Consider the following 21202-nt stretch of genomic DNA (forward strand, 5'->3'; position numbering starts at 1 on the left):
AGAAAATGGGGGTGGCTGAGTAGATGACGCAGACCGCTGATACCGGCGCAGCCACCGACGTGGAGATGGTGCAGCTGTCGATCGACGGCGTGGACGTCAGCGTGCCCAAGGGCACCCTGGTGATCCGCGCGGCCGAACTGATCGGGATCCAGATCCCGCGGTTCTGCGACCACCCGCTGCTCGACCCGGTCGGCGCCTGCCGCCAGTGCCTCGTCGAGGTCGAGGGTCAGCGCAAGCCGATGGCGTCGTGCACCACCACGTGCACACCGGACATGGTGGTGCGCACGCAGTTCACCTCGCCGGCGGCCGACAAGGCGCAGCAGGGCGTCATGGAGCTGCTGCTGATCAACCATCCGCTGGACTGCCCGGTCTGCGACAAGGGCGGCGAGTGCCCGCTGCAGAACCAGGCGATGGCGCACGGTCGCGCCGAGACCCGCTTCGAGGACGTCAAACGCACCTTCCCCAAACCGATCAACATCTCCTCGCAGGTGCTCCTGGACCGCGAGCGCTGTGTGCTGTGCGCGCGCTGCACCCGCTTCTCCGAGCAGATCGCCGGCGACCCGTTCATCGATCTGCTCGAACGCGGAGCGCTGCAACAGGTCGGCATCGCGCCGGGCGAGCCGTTCCAGTCCTACTTCTCGGGCAACACCGTGCAGATCTGCCCGGTCGGCGCGCTCACCGGCTCGGCGTACCGGTTCCGGGCCCGGCCGTTCGACCTGGTGTCGAGCCCGAGCGTGTGCGAGCACTGCGCGTCCGGGTGCGCCCAGCGCACCGACCACCGCCGCGGAAAAGTCATGCGTCGGTTGGCCGGTGACGACCCGCAGGTCAACGAGGAGTGGAACTGCGACAAGGGCCGCTGGGCGTTCACCTACACCACCCAGGGCGACCGCATCACGACCCCGCTGATCCGCGACGAGGACGGCAAGCTGCGCCCGGCGTCGTGGTCCGAGGCGCTCGCGGTCGCCAGCACCGGGTTGGCCGCGGCCAGGGGCAGCGCAGGCGTGCTCGTCGGCGGCCGCGCGACCGTCGAGGACGCCTACGCGTACGCCAAGTTCGCCCGAATCGTGCTCAACACCAACGACATCGACTTCCGCGCCCGGGCGCACAGCGCGGAGGAGGCCGACTTCCTGGCCGCCGCCATCGCGGGGCAGCCGATGACGGTGACCTACGCGGACCTGGAGAACGCACCGGCGGTGCTGCTGGCGGGTTTCGAACCCGAGGAGGAGTCGCCGATCGTCTTCCTGCGAATGCGCAAGGCGGTCCGCAAGAAGGCTCTGCAGGTGATCTCGGTGGCGCCGTTCGCGACCCGCAGCCTCACCAAGCTGCGCGGCCGACTGGTCGCGGCGGCACCCGGCGCCGAGGCCGCCGCGCTCGACGCCCTCACCGAGGATCCGCAGCTGCGGCTGCCCGGCGCGGTCATCCTGGTCGGCGAGCGGCTGGCCACCTCCCCCGGATCGCTCTCGGCGGCAGCGCGATTGGCCGCTGCCACCGGCGCCCGGCTGGCCTGGGTGCCGCGGCGGGCCGGTGAACGCGGCGCCGCCGAAGCGGGCGCCCTGCCGCATCTGCTGCCCGGCGGTCGGCCCGTCTCCGATGCCGCCGCGCGGGCCGAGGCCGCGGCGGCCTGGCACGTCGGCGACGTGCCGAGTGCCCCGGGCCGCGACACCACCGCGATCCTCGAAGCCGCGCGCAGCGGCGAAGTGGGGGCGCTGCTGATCGGCGGCGTGGAGGTCGCCGACCTGCCCGATCCGGCCGCGGCGCTGGCCGCGATCGAGGCGACGCCGTTCGTGGTCAGTCTGGAGATCCGCGAGAGCGCGGTCACCGCGGTCGCCGACGTCGTGTTCCCGGTCGCCCCCGTCGTCGAGAAGGCGGGCTCGTTCCTGAACTGGGAGGGCAGGCTGCGCCCGTTCGAGCCGGCACTGAAAACCAGTGCGAGCCCGGACCTTCGGGTGCTGAACTTCCTGGCCGAGGAACTGGGCGTTGCGCTGAACCTGCCGAACTCCGCTGCCGCCGGTGACGAGCTGTCACGGCTGGGGTTGTGGGCGGGCGCCCGCCCCGCCGCTCCGACGGTCGCACCGGGCCCGCCCGCGTCTCCGGCCGCGGGCCAGGCGGTGCTCGCCGGGTGGCGGATGCTGCTCGACGAGGGCCGCCTGCAGGACGGTGAACCTCATCTCGCGGGCACCGCGCGGACCCCTGTCGCCCGGCTGTCCGCGAGCACCGCGGCCGAGATCGGCGCCGCCGAGGGCGATCTGGTGACGGTGCGCACTCCGCGCGGCTCGATCACGCTGCCGCTGGTGATCACCGACATCGGCGACCGGGTGGTGTGGTTGCCGCTCAACTCGCCGGGATCGGCGGTACACCAGAGCCTCGGGGTCTGTACGGGTGATCTGGTGTCGATCGGGCGGGCCGAATCGTGAACCATCCCGATCCGACCCTGTTCGGGCACGACCCGTTGTGGCTGATCGCGCTCAAGGCCGTCGCGATCTTCGCGTTCCTGATGCTCTCGGTGCTCTCGGCGATCCTGATCGAGCGCAAACTGTTGGGCCGCATGCAGATGCGGTTCGGCCCCAACCGGGTCGGCCCGAAGGGGCTGCTGCAGTCGTTGGTCGACGGCGTGAAGCTCGCGCTCAAGGAGGGGCTGGTCCCGGCCGGTGTCGACAAGTTCGTCTACCTCGCCGCGCCGGTGATCGCCGCGGTGCCGGCCTTCATCGCGTTCGCGGTGATCCCGCTGGGCGGCGAGGTGTCGATCTTCGGGCACCGAACGGCGTTGCAGCTGACCGACATGCCGGTCGCGGTGCTCTACATCCTGGCCGCCACGTCGATCGGCGTGTACGGGATCGTGTTGGCCGGCTGGGCATCGGGGTCGACGTACCCGCTGCTGGGCGGGCTGCGTTCGAGCGCCCAGGTGATCTCCTACGAGATTGCGATGGCGCTGTCGTTCGTCGCGGTGTTCATCTACGCGGGCACCATGTCGACGTCGAGGATCGTCGCCGCGCAGGACGGTGTCTGGTACATCTTCCTGCTGCTGCCGTCGTTCCTGGTGTACGTGACGTCGATGGTCGGCGAAACCAACCGCGCGCCTTTCGATCTCCCCGAAGCCGAGGGCGAGTTGGTCGGCGGCTTCCACACCGAGTACTCGTCGATCAAGTTCGCGATGTTCATGCTGGCGGAGTACGTCAACATGACGACGGTGTCGGCGCTGGCCACCACGATGTTCCTCGGCGGCTGGCACGCGCCGTGGCCGATCAACATGTGGGATGGCGCCAACACCGGGTGGTGGCCGCTGCTGTGGTTCATCGCCAAGGTGTGGGCGTTCATGTTCCTGTTCTTCTGGTTGCGGGCCACGCTGCCGCGTATGCGGTACGACCAGTTCATGGGGCTGGGCTGGAAGGTCCTCATCCCGTTCTCGCTGGCGTGGATCATGATCGTGGCCACCGCCCGGGCCCTGCGCAACGAGGGCTTCGACGAGCTCACCACCTGGTTGGCGTCGGCCGCCGCGATCGTGGCGCTGCTGATCGTCGTCGCCCTCTGGCGGGCCGTGCGCACCAGGAACGTGCGCAAGGTTCCGCAGCAGAACCTCGACCCGCAGGTCTTCCCCATACCGCCCCTGCCGGCTGCGAAGCCGACGGCAACGAAGGAGCGCGCCGATGCCTAAATTCATCGAAGCCATCAAGGGTTTCGGGGTCACGTTCGGGACCATGTTCAAAAAGCCGATCACCGAGGAGTACCCGGAGAAGCCGGGTCCGGTCGCCAAGCGGTACCACGGCCGGCACCAGTTGAACCGGTACCCGGACGGGCTGGAGAAGTGCATCGGCTGCGAACTGTGCGCGTGGGCGTGTCCGGCCGACGCCATCTACGTCGAGGGCGCCGACAACACCGAACACGAGCGCTACTCCCCCGGTGAGCGTTACGGCCGCGTGTACCAGATCAACTACCTCCGGTGCATCGGCTGCGGACTGTGCATCGAGGCCTGCCCCACCCGGGCGCTGACGATGACCAACGAGTACGAGATGGCCGACGACAACCGCGCAGATCTCATCTGGGGCAAGGACAAACTGCTGGCGCCGCTGCGCTCGGGCATGCTGCCGCCCCCGCATCCGATGGCCCCGGGCGCCACCGACGACGACTACTACCTCGGCAACATCGGGCCGGTACCGGACAAGATCACCGAGGAAGCCCGATGAGGTTCGACCTGATCGCAGCGGCCGCCGCCGACGCGCCCGGCCGCACGTCGACCACCGAGGCGGTGCTGTTCTGGGTGCTCGGCACGGTCGCCGTGCTGGGTGCGCTCGGCGTCATCATCGCGCGAAAAGCGGTGTACAGCGCGATGTTCCTGGCGCTGACGATGATCGTGCTGGCCGTCTTCTACATCGCTCAGGACGCGCTGTTCCTCGGTGTGGTGCAGGTGGTCGTGTACACCGGCGCGGTCATGATGCTGTTCCTGTTCGTGCTGATGCTGATCGGCGTCGACTCCTCGGACTCGCTGGTCGAGACGATCCGCGGCCAGCGCGTCGCTGCCGGCGTCGTCGGTGTCGGGTTCGGCGCCCTGCTGATCGCGGGTGTCGGCAACGTCTCGGTCGGCGGCTTCACCGGCCTGGCGCAAGCCAACACGAACGGCAACGTGGAAGGCCTCGCGGCGCTGATCTTCGTGCGGTACCTGTGGGCGTTCGAGTTGACCAGCGCGCTGCTCATCACCGCCGCGCTCGGGGCGATGGTGCTCGCGCACCGGGAACGCTTCGACCGCCGCAAGACGCAGCGAGAACTCGCCGAGGAGCGGTTCCGGCCGGGCGGATATCCGACGACGCTGCCCAATCCCGGTGTGTTCGCCCGCAACAACGCCGTGGACATCGCCGCCCGGTTGCCCGACGGCTCCGGGTCCGACCTCTCGGTCAGCCCGGTGCTGGAGAAACGGACGGTTGCCGTACGCAACGGTCGAGGAGACGACGAGTGAACCCCGACAACTACCTCTACCTGTCGGCGCTGCTGTTCACCATCGGCGCAGCCGGGGTCATGTTGCGGCGCAACGCGATCGTCATGTTCATGTGTGTGGAGCTGATGCTCAACGCGTGCAACCTGGCGTTCGTCTCGTTCTCCCGGATGCACGGCACGCTCGACGGTCAGGTCGTGGCGTTCTTCACCATGGTGGTCGCCGCGTGCGAGGTGGTGGTCGGGCTGGCGATCATCATGACCATCTTCCGCGCCCGCAAGTCCGCCTCCGTCGATGACGCCAGTCTGCTGAAACACTAGGTCTGCTGAGAACCGAAGGGCACGATGACGATTCCAGTTTGGCTCACCATCGCACTGCCGCTTGCCGGTGCGGTGATCCTGTTGCTCGGCGGTCGACGCACCGACGCCTGGGGGCATCTGCTGGGCTGCCTGGCCGCGATCGCGTCGTTCGTCGTCGCCGCCGTGCTGTTCGCCGGGATGCTCGGCCGCGGCGGTGAAGACCGCGCGGTCCACGAGTCGCTGTTCTCCTGGGTACCCGTCGGCGGGTTGCAGGTCGACTTCGGGCTGCAACTCGACCAGCTGTCGATGTGTTTCGTGCTGCTGATCACCGGTGTCGGCTCGCTGATCCACATCTACTCGATCGGCTACATGGCCGAGGACCCCGGCAGGCGGCGGTTTTTCGCGTATCTGAACCTGTTCCTGTCGGCGATGCTGCTGCTGGTGCTCGCCGACAACTACCTCGGCCTCTACGTCGGCTGGGAAGGTGTGGGCCTGGCGTCCTACCTGCTGATCGGGTTCTGGGCCCATAAACCGTCGGCGGCCACCGCGGCCAAGAAGGCGTTCGTCGTCAACCGGGTCGGCGACATGGGCCTGGCGATCGCGCTGATGGTGATGTTCGCCTACATCGGATCCGTCTCGTACGAGGGCGTGTTCGCCGCGGCGCCGGCCGCCGGCGAAGGTGTGCTCACCGCGATCGGGCTGCTGTTGCTGCTGGCGGCGTGCGGCAAGTCGGCGCAGGTGCCGCTGCAGTCCTGGCTGGGCGACGCGATGGAGGGCCCGACGCCGGTGTCGGCGCTGATCCACGCCGCCACCATGGTCACCGCGGGCGTCTACCTGATCGTGCGGTCCGGCCCGGTCTTCGACCTCGCCCCGAACGCGCAACTGGGTGTGGTCATCGTCGGCGCGGTGACGCTGCTGTTCGGCGCGGTGATCGGCTGCGCCAAGGACGACATCAAGAAAGCTCTTGCCGCGTCGACGATGTCGCAGATCGGCTACATGGTGCTGGCCGCAGGGCTGGGCCCGGTCGGTTATGCGTTCGCGATCATGCACCTGCTGACCCACGGCTTCTTCAAGGCCGGGCTGTTCCTGGGCGCCGGTTCGGTGATGCACGCGATGAATGACGAGGTCGACATGCGCCGCTACGGCGGCCTGCGCAAAGCGCTGCCGATCACCTTCGCCACGTTCGGGCTCGGCTACCTGGCGATCATCGGGGTGCCACCGCTGGCGGGCTTCTTCTCCAAGGACGGCATCATCGAGGCCGCGCTCGGCGCCGGCGGCGTCAAGGGCATCATCCTCGGCGGGGCGACGATCCTCGGCGCCGGCATCACCGCGTTCTACATGACGCGGGTGATGCTGATGACGTTCTTCGGCGAAAAGCGGTGGGCCGAACATGCGCATCCACATGAGGCGCCTGCCGTGATGACCTGGCCGATGATCCTGCTGGCCGTCGGCTCGGTCGGATCCGGTGCGGCGTTCGCGATCGGCGGCACCCTCGAACACTGGCTCGAACCCGTCGTCGGCACGCACGAGGTGCACCACGTCGCCCCGGTATGGGTGGTGACGACGGTGATCCTGGCCGTCGTCGCGGTCGGCATCCTGATCGCCTACCGCATGTACGCGACCAAGCCGGTGCCCGCCGATGTGCCTGCCGGATCGGCGCTCACCGTGGCCGCGCGCCGTGACCTCTACGGCGACGCGTTCAACGAGGCGGCGCTGATGCGGCCCGGCCAACTGCTCACCCGCGGGCTCGTCGAGATCGACGACGAAGCGGTCGACGGGGCGGCCAGCGGCCTGGCCGGCCTGGTGTCCCGGTTGTCGGATGGCCTGCGCCAGTGGCAGACCGGGTTCGCCCGCTCGTACGCATTGTCGATGCTCGGAGGTGCGGTTCTGGTGCTCGCGGCGATCCTGGCGGTGCAACTGTGGTGAGCACCTTCCCCTGGCTGACCGTGCTGTGGGCCACGCCGACCGTCGGCGCGGCGCTGGTGATCCTGCTGCCCGCCGCCCAGCGGGTGCTGGCCAAGTGGTTCGCGCTGGCCATCTCGGTGGCCGTGCTCGCGGTCACCGCGGTGCTGGCCGTCGGGTTCGACCCGGGCGGTGAGCAGTACCAGTTCGTCGAATCGCACCGCTGGATACCGTCGTTCGGCACCGGCTACATCCTCGGCGTCGACGGCATCGCATTGGCGATCGTCGTGCTCACCGCCGTGCTCGTGCCGCTGCTGATCATCGCGGGCTGGAACGACGCCGACGCGTTGACCGGGCTGCGCGGCCGGTCCGTGCAGACCTACCTCGCGCTGACGCTGGCGGTCGAGGGCATGGTCATCATGTCGCTGGTGTCGCTGGACATCCTGCTGTTCTACGTGTTCTTCGAAGCGATGCTGATCCCGATGTACTTCCTCATCGGCGGCTTCGGCGGCGCGAACCGCTCCAAGGCGGCGGTGAAGTTCCTGCTGTACAACCTCTTCGGCGGTCTGATCATGCTGGCCGCGGTGATCGGGCTGTACGTGGTGACCGCGGGCAGCGACGCGTTCGACTCCGGCACCTTCGACTTCCGCCTCATCGTGGCCGCGGTGTCCAGCGGTGAGTTCGTCGTCAACCCCGCCGTGATGAACCTGCTGTTCCTCGGGTTCATGTTCGCGTTCGCCGTCAAGGCGCCGCTGTGGCCGTTCCACCGCTGGCTGCCCGACGCCGCGGTGGAAGCGACGCCGGCGAGCGCGGTGCTGATGATGGCGGTGATGGACAAGGTCGGCACGTTCGGCATGCTGCGCTACTGCCTGCAGTTGTTCCCCGACGCGTCACAGTATTTCCAGCCGCTGGTCGTCACGCTGGCGGTGGTCGGCATCGTCTACGGCGCGATCGTCGCGATCGGCCAGACGGACGTCATGCGGCTCATCGCCTACACGTCGATCTCGCACTTCGGTTTCATCATCCTGGGCATCTTCGTGATGACCAGCCAGGGCCAGTCCGGGTCGACGCTCTATATGGTCAACCACGGCCTGTCGACCGCCGCTCTGTTCCTGATTGCCGGGTTCCTGGTGTCGCGCAGGGGAACCCGCCTGATCAACGCCTACGGCGGTGTGCAGAAGGTGGCGCCCGTGCTGGCGGGCACCTTCCTGGTCGCCGGGCTGGCGACGCTGTCGCTGCCCGGCCTGGCCCCGTTCATCAGCGAATTCCTGGTCCTGATCGGCACGTTCACCCGTTACCCGGTGCTGGCGGTGTTCGCGGCCACCGCGCTGGTGCTCTCGGCGATCTACATCCTGTGGATGTACCAGCGGATGATGACCGGGCCGGTGACCGACGGCAACGACCGCGTGCCCGACCTGCTGCCGCGCGAACTCGTCGTCGTCGCACCGCTCATCGCGCTGCTGCTGGTGCTCGGCGTCTACCCCAAGCCCGCGCTCGACGTCATCAACCCGGCGGTCGACCACACGTTGACCACCATCGACCAACCTGACCCCGCACCCAGACTCGCGGAAGGGCCGACGCCGTGACCCTGACCCCGCCCACCGTCGAATACGGCCTGGTCTCCCCGATCCTGATCATCTTCGGGGTGGCCATCGCCGGTGTTCTCGTCGAGGCGTTCCTGCCGCGGCAGGGCCGCTACCGGGCCCAGCTGCTGCTGGCGTTCGGCGGTCTGGCCGCCGCGCTGGCCGCCGTCGTCGTGCTCGCCCGCGACCTGCACGGCAGCGTCGGACGCTCGGCGGTGATGGGCGCCGTCGTCGTCGACACGCCCGCGCTGTTTCTGCAGGGCACGATCTTGGTCGTTGGCGTGCTCGGCGTACTGCTCATCGCCGAACGCGAGATCCCTGCCCGCGCAGGCGGAGACGACGGCGGACGCGGGCTCGACGGGTTCACCGCGCAGGCGTCCGCGGTGCCCGGCAGCGTGGCCGAGCAACTGGCCACCAAGGCCGCGGTCATCCAGACCGAGGTGTTCCCGCTGACACTGTTCGCGATCGGCGGCATGCTGCTGTTCCCCGCCTCCGACGACCTGCTGACGATGTTCATCGCGCTGGAGGTCCTGTCGCTGCCGCTGTACCTGCTGTGCGGACTGGCGCGCCGGCGACGCCTGCTGTCGCAGGAGGCGGCGCTCAAGTACTTCCTGCTGGGTGCGTTCTCGTCGGCGTTCTTCCTGTACGGCATGGGGATGCTGTACGGCTTCGCGGGCACGCTGAACCTTGACGGCATCGCCGAGGTCGTCCAATCCGGTTCGGGCAACACGTCACTGGCGCTGATCGGCACCGGTCTGCTGCTGGTCGGGGTGCTGTTCAAGATCGGCGCGGTGCCGTTCCACGCGTGGATCCCCGACGTGTACCAGGGCGCGCCGACGCCGATCACCGCGTTCATGGCGGCGGCGACGAAAATCGCCGCGTTCGGCGCGATGCTGCGGGTGTTCTACGTCGCGCTACCCGAGCTGCGTGACGACTGGCGGCCGATCCTGTGGGCGATCGCGATCCTCACGATGGTGGTGGGCACCGTCACCGCCGTCACACAGGTCGACGTCAAGCGGATGCTCGCGTATTCCGCGGTGGCGCACACCGGGTTCATCCTGACCGGCGTGATCGCCGCGAACGAGGCGGGGCTGTCGTCGACGCTGTTCTATCTGTTCGCCTACGGATTCAGCACCGTCGGCGCGTTCGCGGTCGTCAGCCTGGTCCGCGACGCCGCGGGCGAGGAGGACACCGCGATGGCGCGGTGGGCCGGGCTCGGGCGGCGGTATCCGATTGTCGGCATTGTCTTTTCGCTGTTTCTGCTGGCCTTCGCCGGCATTCCGCTGACCAGTGGGTTCGTCAGCAAGTTCGCGGTGTTCAAGGCCGCCGGTGAGGGCGGGGCGATCCCGCTGGTCGTCGTCGGTGTCGTCGCGAGCGCGATCGCCGCGTACTTCTACGTGCGGGTGATCGTGTTGATGTTCTTCACCGATCCGCCCGAGGATGCGCCGACGGTGGTGGCGCCGAGCCTGCTGAGCACCGGGGTGGTGACCGTGACCGCGGCGGTGACGTTCGCGCTGGGCGCGCTTCCGCAGCCGCTGCTGGATCTGGCGAACCACGCCGACCAGTTCCTGCGGTAGCCACTCACGTCAGCAGCCCGACCTGGCGGTAGGCGCTCTCCAGGTAGCGCCGCATCTGCCGCGGCGTCGGCGGATCCGGTTGCAGCACACGGTATGTGACAGCACCGGCGAGCATGTCGACCAGGACCTCGAGGTCGGCGTCCGCGGCGACCACGCCGTCGTCTTGCGCTCGGCGCAGCATGGCGAGCACCGCCGCGCGTCGCGGCGCGATGTGATGATTCCAGTACGTCTGCATCAGGGCCGGATGCGAGACGGCAGACCCGTAGATCTGGGCGACGAGTCCGCGGAACTTCGGGTCGGTCGCCGTGGTGGCGGCGGCGGCGATGTTGCGCCTGATGTGGTCGCGGATGTCGTCCGGCTCGTCACTTGTGGGCCAGCGGATGTCCGCGCTCACATGCGATTCGACGGCGTCGGCGACCAGCCGCTCCTTGGTCGACCACCGCCGGTAGACGGTCGGTTTCCCGACGCCGGCCCGCTTGGCGACCTGTTCCATGCTCATGCCGGCGATGCCGTGTTCGATGAACAGGTCGAGCGCCGCGGTGAGGATCGCCGCATCGGTCGCCGGGTCACGGGGGCGGCCCCGCGTCATCGCACCGTACCCACGGTCAACGCGCGGCGCAGCCAGTCGTCGAGGCTGCCGGGATCGGTTCCGCGCCAGGCCAGGTGGCCATCGGGACGCACCAGCAGGGCATCGCCGCGCCGGTCGCCGAGCAGCGCGACGCCGGGGCCGAGTCGGCTCTGCGCGACATCGTGCAGTGTCTGATCGCCGGACAGCAGTCCCCACCCGCCCTTCAGTTCGGCGCCGGAAACCTCGGCGACGCGGTCGCCGGGGCGGGGCCGCGGATAGGGCAGGGATCTTTCGGCCAGCGGACCGCGCCGGTAACTCACCCACAGTTGCGATGTCTGATAGGTGACCCGGCGCTGCACCCAGGGACGGTTCATCACGGGGACGAGAAGCCGGTCGCGGACGAAGCGGCCGAAACCGTGCTGTGCGACATTGAGTTTCGTCACCGCGCTGGTGCTGCGCAGGACTTCGGTGGCCAGGGGCCGACGTTCGGTCTCGTAGGTGTCGAGCAGTGCGGGTTGTGCGCGGCCGCCGATCACGGTCGCCAGTTTCCACGCGAGGTTCTCGGCGTCGCCCAGCCCGGTGAGCATCCCCTGTCCACCGAACGGTGCGTGGGTGTGGGCGGCGTCGCCCGCGATGAACACCCGTCCTCGCCGGTAGGTGTCGGCGAGACGGCGATGCACGCGAAACGTCGACAGCCATCCGGCGCCGGTGATCCGGACGGCGCGCCCGGTGCGGTCCGGCAGGATACGTTCCAGGCGGACGAAAAGCTCGGCGTCGTCGGGCTTTCCGGACGGACCGTCGGGGTCGTAGGCGATGATGCGCCACATCCCGCCGGGCATCGGCATCGCGCCGAGCATGCCCGCCGGATGGATCCATCCGGTGGTGCCGGACCGGTCCAGATCCCAGTCGAGCGCGACATCGGCGAGCAGGAACCGTTCGCTGAGCTTGACGCCGGGAAAGCCGATGCCGGCGATCCGGCGGACTGCGCTTCCGGCGCCGTCGCAGCCGATCAACCAGTCGGCGTCGAGGTCCGCGCCAGACGCCGCGTGGGCGGTGACACCGGTCGGCGTCTGGGTGAGCCCGGTCAGTTCGGTGCCCCAGGTGATCTCGCCGCCGAGTTCGGCCAATCGTGTGCGCAGGGCGGCCTCGACCTCGGCCTGCGAGATGACCATCGGCGGCGCGGCGGTGTGCAGTCCGGGATCACCGAACTTGATGTGCATGACGGGCCGGTCGCCGAGGTAGGTCGTGATGCTCATCGCCCGGACCGAGCGGTCCGGCAGGTCGCCGAGCGCACCGAGCCGGTCGAGCACCTCGGAGCCGCGCGCGTGCAGGAAGTTGGCCCGCGAGGTCGTCGCCGGCCCGTCGGCGCAGTCGATGACGCGGACCGCGACGCCGTGTGCGAGCAGCCCGCAGGCAGCTGCCAGACCGGTCGGGCCGGCACCCACCACCAGGACCGCGGTGCGCGACATCATCATCCTTTCTAATACGAAACGGTTCCGTAATGGAATCTACGCTTCTCGACGCCGTCCCGCTACATTCATCTGGTGACCGCAGAACCGCTCGTCCTCGTCGCCGACCACGGCCCGGTCCGGGTGCTGACGCTCAACCGGCCCGAAGCCCGAAATGCGTTGAGCCGCGCGCTGATCAAAGCCGCTTACGCCGCGCTGACCGACGCTGACGCCGATGAGTCCGTGCGCGTCGTCGTCCTCACCGGCACCGATCCCGCCTTCTGCGCAGGGGTGGATCTCAAGGAGGCGCAGCGCGACGGGTTGAGCTACTTCGAGGAGTTCCGTTCGCAGAGTTGCATCGCCGCGACCGGCAACATGCGCACCCCGATCGTCGCGGCGATCAACGGCGCGACCTTCACCGGTGGTCTCGAGATGGCGCTGGGTTGCGACTTTCTCATCGCCTCCGAGCGGGCGGTGTTCGCCGACACCCACGCCCGCGTCGGCATCCTGCCCGGTGGCGGTATGACCGCGCGACTCCCCCAACTGGTCGGGCTCGGGATGGCGCGCCGGTTGTCGATGACCGGCGAGGTGGTCGACGCCGCCCGTGCCGAGCGGATCGGGCTGGTGACCGAGGTCGTCGCGCACGGCCGACTGCTGGACCGCGCGTTCGAGTTGGCCACGCAGATCGCCGAGGTGCCGGGTCCGGTCATGCGGGGGCTCAAGGAGATCTACACGACCGGCGCCGCCGCGGTGATCGATCCGGCGCTGGCAGCCGAGGCGGAGATCGCGTTCGCTCAGCACCGCGATTTCGAGGGACTCGGCGATCGGTTCCAGGCGGTCACCGAGCGCAACAAGAGCCAGATCGACGGCTGAATTCGCGGCTACCGAGACGTGCGTTTGAGGATGAACTCGACCGTGCGGCGGCCGTCGAACTCCGGGCGCGGTGTCGTCGTCATATCGACCTGCCTGCGGGCCTGGTCGACGACGGGGGTGTCCGGGTCGAGCACCGACAGGTACACCTTGTGCTCGGCCAGCGACGCGACGGCCCGCTCGAAACAGCCGTCGTCGATCACCTCGGCGTGCGTGACCTCTGGGCCGTTCTGGAACAGCCATCGCGGCGGTTCGGCCAGCGAGTCGTAGGCGTCGAGGACCGCGGCGGCGAACTCCATGTGGTCGCGCTGGTTCGGCGCGCCGGGCGCCCACTCGGGCCCGCCGTAGATGCTGATCACCACATCGGGTCGCAGGGCGGTGATCGCCGTGGTGATGGCCGCCCGCAGTTCGGCGGTGTTGCGGATGTCGCTGTCGGGAAAGTCCCAGAACTGCACGTCGGCGACGCCGACGACGGCCGCCGACCGCAGCTGCTCGCGTTCACGCAGCGGCCCCGCCTGCTCGGGCGGCATGCCGGCGATACCCGCCTCTCCCCGACTGGCCAGCGCGTAGTGCACGGTCCGGCCCTCGCGCGTCCACTTCGCGACCGCGGCCGCGCAGCCGTACTCCGGATCGTCGGGGTGCGGCACCAGCACCAGGGCGGTGCGCCAGTCGGCGGGAAACGGCTCGAGCACGCTCGCTATGTCACCACACCGTGCACGACGATCGCAGTGGTCTGGTCGACCCAGTCGTCGCCGAGTTGCGCGCCGGGCTGCAGCAGCATCCGCAGCAGCGTCGCGCCACCGATCACCTCGACCAACCGGTCCGGGTCGACGTCGGCGCGCACCTCGCCGCGCCGCACCGCCTCGGCGACCCGGTTGCGTACGGCCACAAAGACCTCCGTGAACCGGTTCATCACCCGCACGTTGAGGTCGGCGTCGGCGACCATGTCCGCGATCAGGCCGGGCAGCGCCGCACGCACCACCGGGCTGGTGAACACGTCGCGGGTGGCGGCCAGCATCGCGCGGATGTCGGCGGCGAAACTGCCTGGCGGCGTGTCGATCGCCGACGGCGCGGCCGGGAACGCCGCCTCGTGCACCAACTCGGCCTTGCTCGACCAGCGCCGGTACAGCGCGGTCTTGGTGGTGCCCGCACGCTCGGCGACCGCGGCCATCGTCAGATTCGAATAACCGATTTCCACAAGCAGATCCGCGGTGGCCCGCAATATGGCAGCGTCAATACGCGGATCCCGGGGCCGCCCGGCGCCCGGGGTCTTGTCAACCGAAGACCCGTCTGATTTCATATCGCTACCCAGCGTATCGTAATTCTCGGCCGAAGGAAGTGCTTGTGGCTAGTGAACCGGCTGTCGAAGACATCAGCCGCCTCGAACATTCCAGTCGCGACCTGACCACGCTGCCCGATGTCATGTCGCGGTGGCTGGCCACCGTGCTGCCCGGTGGGGCGACGCCGGACATCACCGTCGAAAGCGGCGTCGACGCCAACGGGATGTCCTCGGAAACCATCATCCTGACCGGACGGTGGACCGACGACGGCCGGCCGCGCGAACAGAAATGGGTGGCGCGGGTCGCCCCGACCGCCCAGGACGTGCCGGTGTTCTCCGAATACCGGATGGACCACCAGTTCGACGTCATCCGGTTGGTGCAGGAGAAGACCGATGTGCCGGTGCCGCAGGTGCGGTGGTTGGAGGACAGCGGCGACGTGCTCGGCACACCGTTCTTCCTGATGGATCACGTCGACGGCCGGGTCCCGCCCGACGTCATGCCGTACACGTTCGGCGGCAACTGGTTCGCCGACTCCACCGCTGAACAACGCCGCGAGCTGCAGGACAACACCGTCGGCGTGCTCGCCAAGCTGCACTCGATCCCCGAGCCGCAGCAGACGTTCGGCTTCCTCGACGACGGGTCCGATCCGAATGCGCTGCGCCGCAACCTGAACTGGCTCAAGGACTGGTATGAGTTCGCGGTACCCGACATCGGGCGCTCCGAACTGCTCGAACGCGGGCTGGACTGGCTCGAGGCGAACTGGCCGGCCGAGGCCGCCGCCGCCGACCCCGTGCTGGTGTGGGGCGACTCGCGCGTCGGCAATGTGCTCTACGACGGATACGCGCCGGCCGCCGTGCTCGACTGGGAGATGGCCACCCTGGGCCCGCGCGAGATGGATGCCGCCTGGATGATCTTCGCGCACAACGTCTTCCAGGAGCTCGCCGGATTGGCGGGCCTGCCCGGTCTGCCCGATTTCATGCGTGAGGACGACGTCAAGGCCACCTACTCCGCGCTGACCGGCGTCGAACTCGGCGACCTGCACTGGTTCTACGTCTACTCCGGTGTGATCTGGGGATGTGTGTTCATGCGCACCAGCGCACGGCGGGTGCGGTTCGGCGAGATCGAGAAACCCGAGGACGTCGAATCGCTGTTCTACCACGGCGCACTGCTGAAACGACTGATGGGAGACAACGCGTAATGCTCGGACCCACAGACGAATTCCCGGTCCACCAACTTCCGCAACCGATCGCATGGCCGGGGTCGTCGGACCGCAACTTCTACGACCGGTCCTACTTCAACGCCCACGACCGCACCGGCGACATCTTCCTGATCACGGGCCTCGGCTACTACCCGAACCTCGGCGTGAAGGACGCGTTCGTCCTCCTACGGCGGGGCGACACCCAGACCGCGGTGCACCTGTCCGACGGCATCGACTCCGACCGGCTCAACCAGCACGTGCTCGGCTACCGCGTCGAGGTCACCGAACCGCTGCACAAGCTGCGGATCATCCTCGAAGAGACCGAGGGCGTCGCCGTCGACCTGACCTGGACGGGCCTGTTCGACGCGATCCAGGAGCAGCGGCACGTGCTGCGCACCGGCACCCGAATCACCCTGGACGCCCAGCGGTTCGCGCAGGTCGGCTCCTGGAGCGGGGTGATCTCGATCGACGGCGAGGACATCACCGTCGACCCGTCGGTGTGGATCGGCAGCCGCGACCGGTCGTGGGGCATCCGGCCGATCGGCGAGCCCGAACCCGCGGGCCGGCCCGCCCATCCCCCGTTCGATGGGATGTGGTGGCTGTACGTGCCGATGGCCTTCGACGACTTCGGTATCTGCCTGATCATCCAGGAGGACCCGACCGGTTTCCGCAGCCTCAACGACTGCACCCGCATCTGGCCCGACGGTCGCATCGAGCAACTCGGTTGGCCGCGGGTGAAGATCCACTACACGTCCGGGACCCGAATCCCCTTCGGCGCCACCATCGAGGCCACCACGCCCGACGGCGCGCCGGTGGTGTTCGAAGTCGAGTCGAAGCTGCCGGTGCCGATCCACATCGGCGGCGGGTACGGCGGCGACTCGGACTGGTTGCACGGTGTGTGGAAGGGCGACAAGTTCACCGAGCGCCTCACCTACGACATGACCGACCCGGCCGTCAACGGACGCGCGATGTTCGGGGTGATCGACCACGTCGGCCGCGCCGTGTGCACGGAGGGCGGTAAGTCGAGCGAAGGCTGGGGCCTGTTCGAGCACGGCGCGCTCGGTCGCCACGATCCGTCGGGCTTCAAAGACTGGCTGACCCTGGCGGACTGAGCGGTGACCAGGGTCGAGTCGGCGGACGCGTTGGCCCGCCTACTCGATGAGCTCGCTTGGTTGCAGGACACCTACTGTCTCGAGATGAGCGCGCCGCCCGGCGCCGCCGTCGCACCCGAGCGTGTCGAGTTGGTGCTGCGCGACGAGGGCACCGGTGGCTTCGACCCGGGCGATGTGCGCGTCCACGCGCAGTCGCGGCTGACCGCGCTCGGCATCCGCGAATGGTCCTTCCTCGGAGAGCATTTCGATCATGCGCCCGACCACTGCATGGCCGGCGCCGACCTGATCGAGGACACCGACAGGTTCGGTTTGGCGTTCGACGTGCCGTCGCCGGTCCGGTTGGTGGCGACCGCGTTCGAGCACGAGCGGCTGCCCGATCACCACGCCGTCGTGCCACCGTGGACCAGCACGTCGTGGCTGCAGGTGACGGCGCCCCGAGCACAGGTCCCGTCCCCCGCAGAGTGGGTGGAGGCGTTCGACGCCGAGGGCGCCGAGGTCACGTGGCGGCTGTACGGCGGTCCCGCCCATCCCACTGAAAACGTGTCCGCCGACTACACCGGTTGGTTCCTCGAGCGGCCATCCCGCGTCGACGAGCACCTCTCCGGACTGTTCATGTTCACCGTCGGATCCGGACATGTGTACGTGGATCGAAAGGATGTCGACGACGATCTGTGGTGGGTGTTCTGCCGGGCCGCCGCACGACTGTTCCCCACCGGCGAATTCGAGTCGGGCAATCTGCGGTTCACCGCCGAGGAGTGGCTCGCCCGACTATCCAGCGAAGGCCACGGCGCCCAATAGCGCCGCCGCGACGGCCTCGACCACAGCGTAGAACCAGTTGGGGTAGAACGGCGTCCGGTCGTCGACGACCGCCGAGATCAGCCGGCCCAGCGCCATCCCGGCCAGCGCCGCGCCGACGGTGAGCAGCACGCCGGTCCGGACGTCGTCGGCGACGACGGCGTACCCCAGCACGCCGGCGATCGCGAGCCCGAATCCGCCGTACACCGCGCGCACCTCGGCTCGCGCGGTCGCACCGCCGAGCGTGGTGCCGAACGGCCGCACCAGTGCCGCCGGTGCCGCCAGCGCGTAGATGCCCATCCCGGCGAAGAACACGGCGACGATCGCCACGACGATGTCCGCCACGGTAGCCTCCTGTCGATCGGGTAGGAGGCCAGCATGACCGCTGACGCGGCGCACGCGCTTCCACAAACCTGCTGTCCGTCGGTGTGGTTGTGGCCGGGCCTGGCGCTGTACGCGGGCCCGAGCCTGAACCTGGCGCCGCACTCCGGATCGGTGTGGTGCCTGGCGGTCGGCATCGGCGGCCCGCTGACCGTCACCGTCGCCGGCGCCGAACCCGTCCGCGCCCCCAGCGTGCTGATCCCACCGCGGCTCACCCATCACCTGGCCTGCCACGGGGACGGCCTGGTCTCCTGCTACCTGGAGCCGGCATCGAGTCGCGCCGAGAGCTGCCGCGCCAAGGTCGGCGCCTGGCACGCCGGCATCGGCAGCGGGCACGTCGACGAGGACCGCCTGCAGTTCACCCCCGACGACGACGAGGCCGCGTCACACTGGCTCGACATCGCCGCACCGGCGGCAGACCGTCGCATCGACCCGCGGATCGCCGTGACCGTCAACAGGATTCGTGACCATCCCGCGGACGCTGCGCCGTCACGCGAACTGGCCGCCGCCGTCGGGCTGTCCGAATCCCGGTTCCTTCACCTGTTCCGCGCCGAGGTGGGCACCAGCCTGCGCCGCTATCGGTTGTGGGCGCGACTGTTGGCCGCGGGCACCGTCATCGCCGACGGAAAGACCCTCACCGACGCGGCGATGCACGCCGGCTTCGCCAGCCCGTCGCATCTGTCGGATCGCTTCAGGTCGACGTTCGGCCTGTCGGCGTCGCAGTTGTTCGCCGCCGGTGTCGCCGTGCGGATTCCCGGCTAACTGGCGACGGGATCGACCGCCACCGGCGCCCGGCCGAACACCATCGACTCCTCGATCCGGTCGATCCGGTGGTCGATCGCGTCGAGCACGTAGTTGTGCCGCACATTCCACGGCCGGTGCGTGCCGGATTTCGGCAACACATGCGCGGCCCGCTGCACGTAGCCGGCATTGATGTTCCACGCGGGCTTCTCGGCCATCGGCTTGTCCCCCAGGTGCGGATAGGCATGCGTGTAGCCGTGCGAACCCATGTAGGACACCAGCTTTGCGAAGGCCCGCGCGGTCAGATCGGCGCGCAGCGTCCACGATGCGTTGATGTAGCCGACGCACCAGGCCAGGTTCGGCACGTCTTCGAGCATGTGCTCCTTGTAGACGAACCGGTCCTGCGGCTTGACCTCCTCGCCGTCGATGTGGATCGCGACGCCGCCGAGCGCCTGCAGCTGGATCCCGGTCGCGGTGATCAACACGTCGGCGTCGATGCGCTCACCCGACCGCAACACCACACCGGTCGCGTCGACGTGGTCGATCTGATCGGTCACCACGTCGAGCCTGCCGGAGTTGATGGTGTCGTAGAAGTCGTTGTCGAGCATCGCGCACAGCCGTTGATCCCACGGGTCGTACCGGGGGTTGAAGTGCACGTCGACCGGATAGCCCTCTGGCAGATTGCGTTTGGCGTATCCCCGGATGTAGCCGCGGCTGACCTTGGGGGCGGCCTTGGCGAACGCGTAGATGAACACCGTGAAGATGGTGTTGTAGACGCGCGCGGCCCAGTACCCGGCGCGACCCGGCAGCACCTTGCGCAGCGCCTGCACGACCGGATGCACCCGCCACGTCGAGAGCATGTAGCCCGGGGAGCGCTGCAGCATCGTCACGTGCCCGGCCTTCTCGGCCAGCGACGGGATCATGCTCACCGCGGTGGCGCCGCTGCCGATGACCAGCAGTCGCTTGCCGGTGTAGTCCAGCGACTCGGGCCAGTGCTGCGGATGCACCACCTCACCGGCGAACGAGTCGAGACCCGGGAAGTCCGGACGGTACGGCTCGTCGTAGTTGTAGTAGCCGGTGCCGAAGAACAGGTAGCGCGCCCGGTAGGTCGTCGGGGCGCCGTCCTCCTCGGCGTGCACGGTCCAGGTGTCGGTCGTCGAATCCCAGTCCGCCGACAGCACGCGGGTGTTGAACCGGATGTGCCGGTCGATGCCGTGCTTGCGGGCGGTCTCGGTGAGGTAGTCGCGGATGTCGGCGCCGTCGGCGACGTTCTCCGGGCGGGTCCACGGTTCGAACGGGTAACTCAGCGTGAAGATGTCGCTGTCGGAGCGGATCCCCGGATACTGGTGCAGATCCCAGGTGCCGCCGATGCGGGAGCGCCGCTCGAGCACCGTGTAACTCACCTGCGGGTTCTTCTCCTGCATGCGGTACGCGGCCCCGATTCCCGAGATGCCCGCGCCGATGATCAGCACATCGGACGCCTGTTCACTCATCCGCAACCTCCCTTGGTCCCGATGAGTACCACCATAGGAGTCAGGCCGCGAGCGCGTCGACGATCTGCGCCAACGCGTCGACGGCGATCGGTCCGGGCTGATAGAGGCAGATCCGGTCGGACACGCCGCCGACCCGGTCGCGGATGTGGGCGGCGATGTCGGCGGGGCTGCCGCAGGCGGCGATGGTGTGCAACACCTCGTCGTCGATGAGCCCGGCCATCTCCTGCCAGCGGCCCTGCTTGGACATCGCGTTCAGCTCGGGTTGCAGATCGCCCCACCCGTGCACGTCGAGCACCGGCCGGTACGCCGGGGTGGAGCCGTAGAACGCCAACAGCCGCCGCGCGGCCGCGTGACCGTCGTCGTCGGCGCCGACCGACACGATGATCTCCGGGACGACCGCGAAGTCGTCGAGCCTGCGGCCGGCGGCGGCCAGCCCGTCGCGCACCGCGGGCATCGTGGCCTCATGCAGGAACCGCTTCGAGCCGAACGGCATCACCAGCAGGCCGTCGGCGACCTCGGCGGTGGCGCGGGTCAGCCGCGGGCCCAGCGCGCCGAGATAGATCGGCGGCGGCCCGTACGGATGGGGTCCGGGGTTGAACGTCGGCGTCATCAGCGTGTGCCGGAAGTACTCGCCCCGGAAATCCAGCCGCTCGCCGGTCTCCCAAGCGGCGAACACCGCCCGCAGCGCACCGACCATCTCCTTCATCCGCGCGACCGGCCGCTCGAACGCGGCGCCGTAGCGTTTCTCGACCTGCGCGCGCACCTGCGTGCCGAGGCCCAGCGTGAAGCGGCCCTGCGCGAGCAGCTGATGGTCGTAGGCCTGGTGCGCGAGCTGGATCGGGTTGCGGGGAAACGCGATCGCGACGTTGGTCATCAGGTCCAGGCCGCCGACGGTCGCGGCCAGCGTCAGCGGCGCGAACACGTCGTGCGGGCCCTCGAAGGTGAACACCCCCGCGGCCCCCGCCTCGCGCAGCTGCTGCGCGCGGTTGACCGCATCCGTCGGCCCGAACAACGCTGTCATGACCTTCACG

General features: G+C 69.0%; 20 protein-coding genes. 13 read left to right on the forward strand and 7 right to left on the reverse strand.

Annotated features, from left to right (window positions below):
• Positions 1-23: 23 nt before the first annotated feature.
• Genes BLW81_RS26720 through nuoN form a run of 8 tightly spaced genes read left to right on the forward strand, consistent with a single transcriptional unit; the run spans position 24 to position 10285 of the window.
• A complete protein-coding gene (locus BLW81_RS26720) occupies positions 24-2414 on the forward strand; it encodes an NADH-quinone oxidoreductase subunit G (RefSeq protein WP_083409813.1) in 2391 nt (796 codons plus the stop codon).
• A complete protein-coding gene (nuoH, locus tag BLW81_RS26725) occupies positions 2411-3652 on the forward strand; it encodes an NADH-quinone oxidoreductase subunit NuoH (protein ID WP_083409814.1) in 1242 nt (413 codons plus the stop codon). The genes BLW81_RS26720 and nuoH overlap by 4 nt, the downstream gene beginning before the upstream one ends.
• Entirely contained in the window at positions 3645-4181 is a 537-nt protein-coding gene (gene nuoI / locus BLW81_RS26730; RefSeq protein WP_083409815.1) for an NADH-quinone oxidoreductase subunit NuoI, read from the forward strand. The genes nuoH and nuoI overlap by 8 nt, the downstream gene beginning before the upstream one ends.
• Entirely contained in the window at positions 4178-4948 is a 771-nt protein-coding gene (locus BLW81_RS26735; protein WP_083409816.1) for an NADH-quinone oxidoreductase subunit J, read from the forward strand. Before nuoI ends, BLW81_RS26735 begins: the two co-directional genes overlap by 4 nt.
• Complete coding sequence (gene nuoK / locus BLW81_RS26740) at positions 4945-5244, forward strand: NADH-quinone oxidoreductase subunit NuoK (protein ID WP_083409817.1); 300 nt, start codon at positions 4945-4947, stop codon at positions 5242-5244. The genes BLW81_RS26735 and nuoK overlap by 4 nt, the downstream gene beginning before the upstream one ends.
• 24 nt (positions 5245-5268) lie before the next feature.
• A complete protein-coding gene (gene nuoL / locus BLW81_RS26745; RefSeq protein ID WP_083409818.1) occupies positions 5269-7149 on the forward strand; it encodes an NADH-quinone oxidoreductase subunit L in 1881 nt (626 codons plus the stop codon).
• Positions 7143-8711, forward strand: a complete 1569-nt coding sequence (locus BLW81_RS26750; RefSeq protein WP_083409819.1) for an NADH-quinone oxidoreductase subunit M — start codon at positions 7143-7145, stop codon at positions 8709-8711. The genes nuoL and BLW81_RS26750 overlap by 7 nt, the downstream gene beginning before the upstream one ends.
• Complete coding sequence (gene nuoN / locus BLW81_RS26755; RefSeq protein ID WP_083409820.1) at positions 8708-10285, forward strand: NADH-quinone oxidoreductase subunit NuoN; 1578 nt, start codon at positions 8708-8710, stop codon at positions 10283-10285. Before BLW81_RS26750 ends, nuoN begins: the two co-directional genes overlap by 4 nt.
• A gap of 4 nt (positions 10286-10289) precedes the next feature.
• On the opposite strand, the gene BLW81_RS26760 is transcribed toward nuoN, so the two are convergent.
• Both BLW81_RS26760 and BLW81_RS26765 read right to left on the reverse strand, forming a co-directional pair.
• A complete protein-coding gene (locus BLW81_RS26760) occupies positions 10290-10874 on the reverse strand; it encodes a TetR/AcrR family transcriptional regulator (protein ID WP_083409821.1) in 585 nt (194 codons plus the stop codon).
• A complete protein-coding gene (locus tag BLW81_RS26765; protein WP_083410842.1) occupies positions 10871-12322 on the reverse strand; it encodes an FAD-dependent monooxygenase in 1452 nt (483 codons plus the stop codon). Before BLW81_RS26765 ends, BLW81_RS26760 begins: the two co-directional genes overlap by 4 nt.
• 75 nt (positions 12323-12397) lie before the next feature.
• Between BLW81_RS26765 and BLW81_RS26770 the strand changes: the two genes are divergently transcribed.
• Positions 12398-13174 (forward strand): enoyl-CoA hydratase, encoded by a 777-nt coding sequence (locus tag BLW81_RS26770; RefSeq protein WP_083409822.1) that lies wholly within the window; start codon positions 12398-12400, stop codon positions 13172-13174.
• A gap of 8 nt (positions 13175-13182) precedes the next feature.
• On the opposite strand, the gene BLW81_RS26775 is transcribed toward BLW81_RS26770, so the two are convergent.
• Both BLW81_RS26775 and BLW81_RS26780 read right to left on the reverse strand, forming a co-directional pair.
• Positions 13183-13863, reverse strand: a complete 681-nt coding sequence (locus BLW81_RS26775) for a PIG-L deacetylase family protein (RefSeq protein WP_083409823.1) — start codon at positions 13861-13863, stop codon at positions 13183-13185.
• 5 nt (positions 13864-13868) lie between these two features.
• Positions 13869-14471, reverse strand: a complete 603-nt coding sequence (locus tag BLW81_RS26780; RefSeq protein WP_083409824.1) for a TetR/AcrR family transcriptional regulator — start codon at positions 14469-14471, stop codon at positions 13869-13871.
• A gap of 44 nt (positions 14472-14515) precedes the next feature.
• Here BLW81_RS26780 and BLW81_RS26785 point away from each other — a divergent pair, with 44 nt between their 5' ends.
• Genes BLW81_RS26785 through BLW81_RS26795 form a run of 3 tightly spaced genes read left to right on the forward strand, consistent with a single transcriptional unit; the run spans position 14516 to position 17559 of the window.
• Positions 14516-15649, forward strand: coding sequence for a phosphotransferase family protein (locus BLW81_RS26785; RefSeq protein WP_083409825.1), 1134 nt, complete (start codon positions 14516-14518; stop codon positions 15647-15649).
• Complete coding sequence (locus tag BLW81_RS26790) at positions 15649-16761, forward strand: Rv3169 family protein (protein WP_083409826.1); 1113 nt, start codon at positions 15649-15651, stop codon at positions 16759-16761. Before BLW81_RS26785 ends, BLW81_RS26790 begins: the two co-directional genes overlap by 1 nt.
• A gap of 3 nt (positions 16762-16764) precedes the next feature.
• Entirely contained in the window at positions 16765-17559 is a 795-nt protein-coding gene (locus tag BLW81_RS26795; RefSeq protein WP_083409827.1) for a hypothetical protein, read from the forward strand.
• On the opposite strand, the gene BLW81_RS26800 is transcribed toward BLW81_RS26795, so the two are convergent.
• Complete coding sequence (locus BLW81_RS26800) at positions 17530-17856, reverse strand: DUF4345 domain-containing protein (RefSeq protein WP_407662362.1); 327 nt, start codon at positions 17854-17856, stop codon at positions 17530-17532. The genes BLW81_RS26795 and BLW81_RS26800 overlap by 30 nt on opposite strands.
• A gap of 78 nt (positions 17857-17934) precedes the next feature.
• Between BLW81_RS26800 and BLW81_RS26805 the strand changes: the two genes are divergently transcribed.
• Positions 17935-18699 (forward strand): helix-turn-helix transcriptional regulator, encoded by a 765-nt coding sequence (locus tag BLW81_RS26805; RefSeq protein WP_083409829.1) that lies wholly within the window; start codon positions 17935-17937, stop codon positions 18697-18699.
• On the opposite strand, the gene BLW81_RS26810 is transcribed toward BLW81_RS26805, so the two are convergent.
• On the reverse strand, positions 18696-20171 hold the full coding sequence (locus BLW81_RS26810) for a flavin-containing monooxygenase (RefSeq protein WP_083409830.1): 1476 nt from the start codon (positions 20169-20171) through the stop codon (positions 18696-18698). The two genes, BLW81_RS26805 and BLW81_RS26810, sit on opposite strands and share 4 nt — an antisense overlap.
• A gap of 40 nt (positions 20172-20211) precedes the next feature.
• The gene (locus BLW81_RS26815; protein ID WP_083409831.1) at positions 20212-21201 is read right to left on the reverse strand and encodes a TIGR03617 family F420-dependent LLM class oxidoreductase; all 990 of its coding nucleotides are present in this window, start codon (positions 21199-21201) and stop codon (positions 20212-20214) included.
• Position 21202: the final 1 nt, after the last annotated feature.

Source organism: Mycolicibacterium rutilum (assembly GCF_900108565.1).
GTDB lineage: Bacteria > Actinomycetota > Actinomycetes > Mycobacteriales > Mycobacteriaceae > Mycobacterium > Mycobacterium rutilum.

What these genes read in the sequence shown, in the direction of transcription:
- BLW81_RS26765 (WP_083410842.1), bottom strand. Translation starts at nt 12,322, where the DNA reads ATGTCGCGCACCGCGGTCCTGGTGGTGGGTGCCGGCCCGACCGGTCTG.
- BLW81_RS26800 (WP_407662362.1), bottom strand. Translation starts at nt 17,856, where the DNA reads ATGGGCATCTACGCGCTGGCGGCACCGGCGGCACTGGTGCGGCCGTTC.
- BLW81_RS26720 (WP_083409813.1), top strand. Translation starts at nt 24, where the DNA reads ATGACGCAGACCGCTGATACCGGCGCAGCCACCGACGTGGAGATGGTG.
- nuoI (WP_083409815.1), top strand. Translation starts at nt 3,645, where the DNA reads ATGCCTAAATTCATCGAAGCCATCAAGGGTTTCGGGGTCACGTTCGGG.
- nuoL (WP_083409818.1), top strand. Translation starts at nt 5,269, where the DNA reads ATGACGATTCCAGTTTGGCTCACCATCGCACTGCCGCTTGCCGGTGCG.
- BLW81_RS26760 (WP_083409821.1), bottom strand. Translation starts at nt 10,874, where the DNA reads ATGACGCGGGGCCGCCCCCGTGACCCGGCGACCGATGCGGCGATCCTC.
- BLW81_RS26735 (WP_083409816.1), top strand. Translation starts at nt 4,178, where the DNA reads ATGAGGTTCGACCTGATCGCAGCGGCCGCCGCCGACGCGCCCGGCCGC.
- BLW81_RS26790 (WP_083409826.1), top strand. Translation starts at nt 15,649, where the DNA reads ATGCTCGGACCCACAGACGAATTCCCGGTCCACCAACTTCCGCAACCG.
- BLW81_RS26810 (WP_083409830.1), bottom strand. Translation starts at nt 20,171, where the DNA reads ATGAGTGAACAGGCGTCCGATGTGCTGATCATCGGCGCGGGCATCTCG.
- BLW81_RS26780 (WP_083409824.1), bottom strand. Translation starts at nt 14,471, where the DNA reads ATGAAATCAGACGGGTCTTCGGTTGACAAGACCCCGGGCGCCGGGCGG.
- BLW81_RS26805 (WP_083409829.1), top strand. Translation starts at nt 17,935, where the DNA reads ATGACCGCTGACGCGGCGCACGCGCTTCCACAAACCTGCTGTCCGTCG.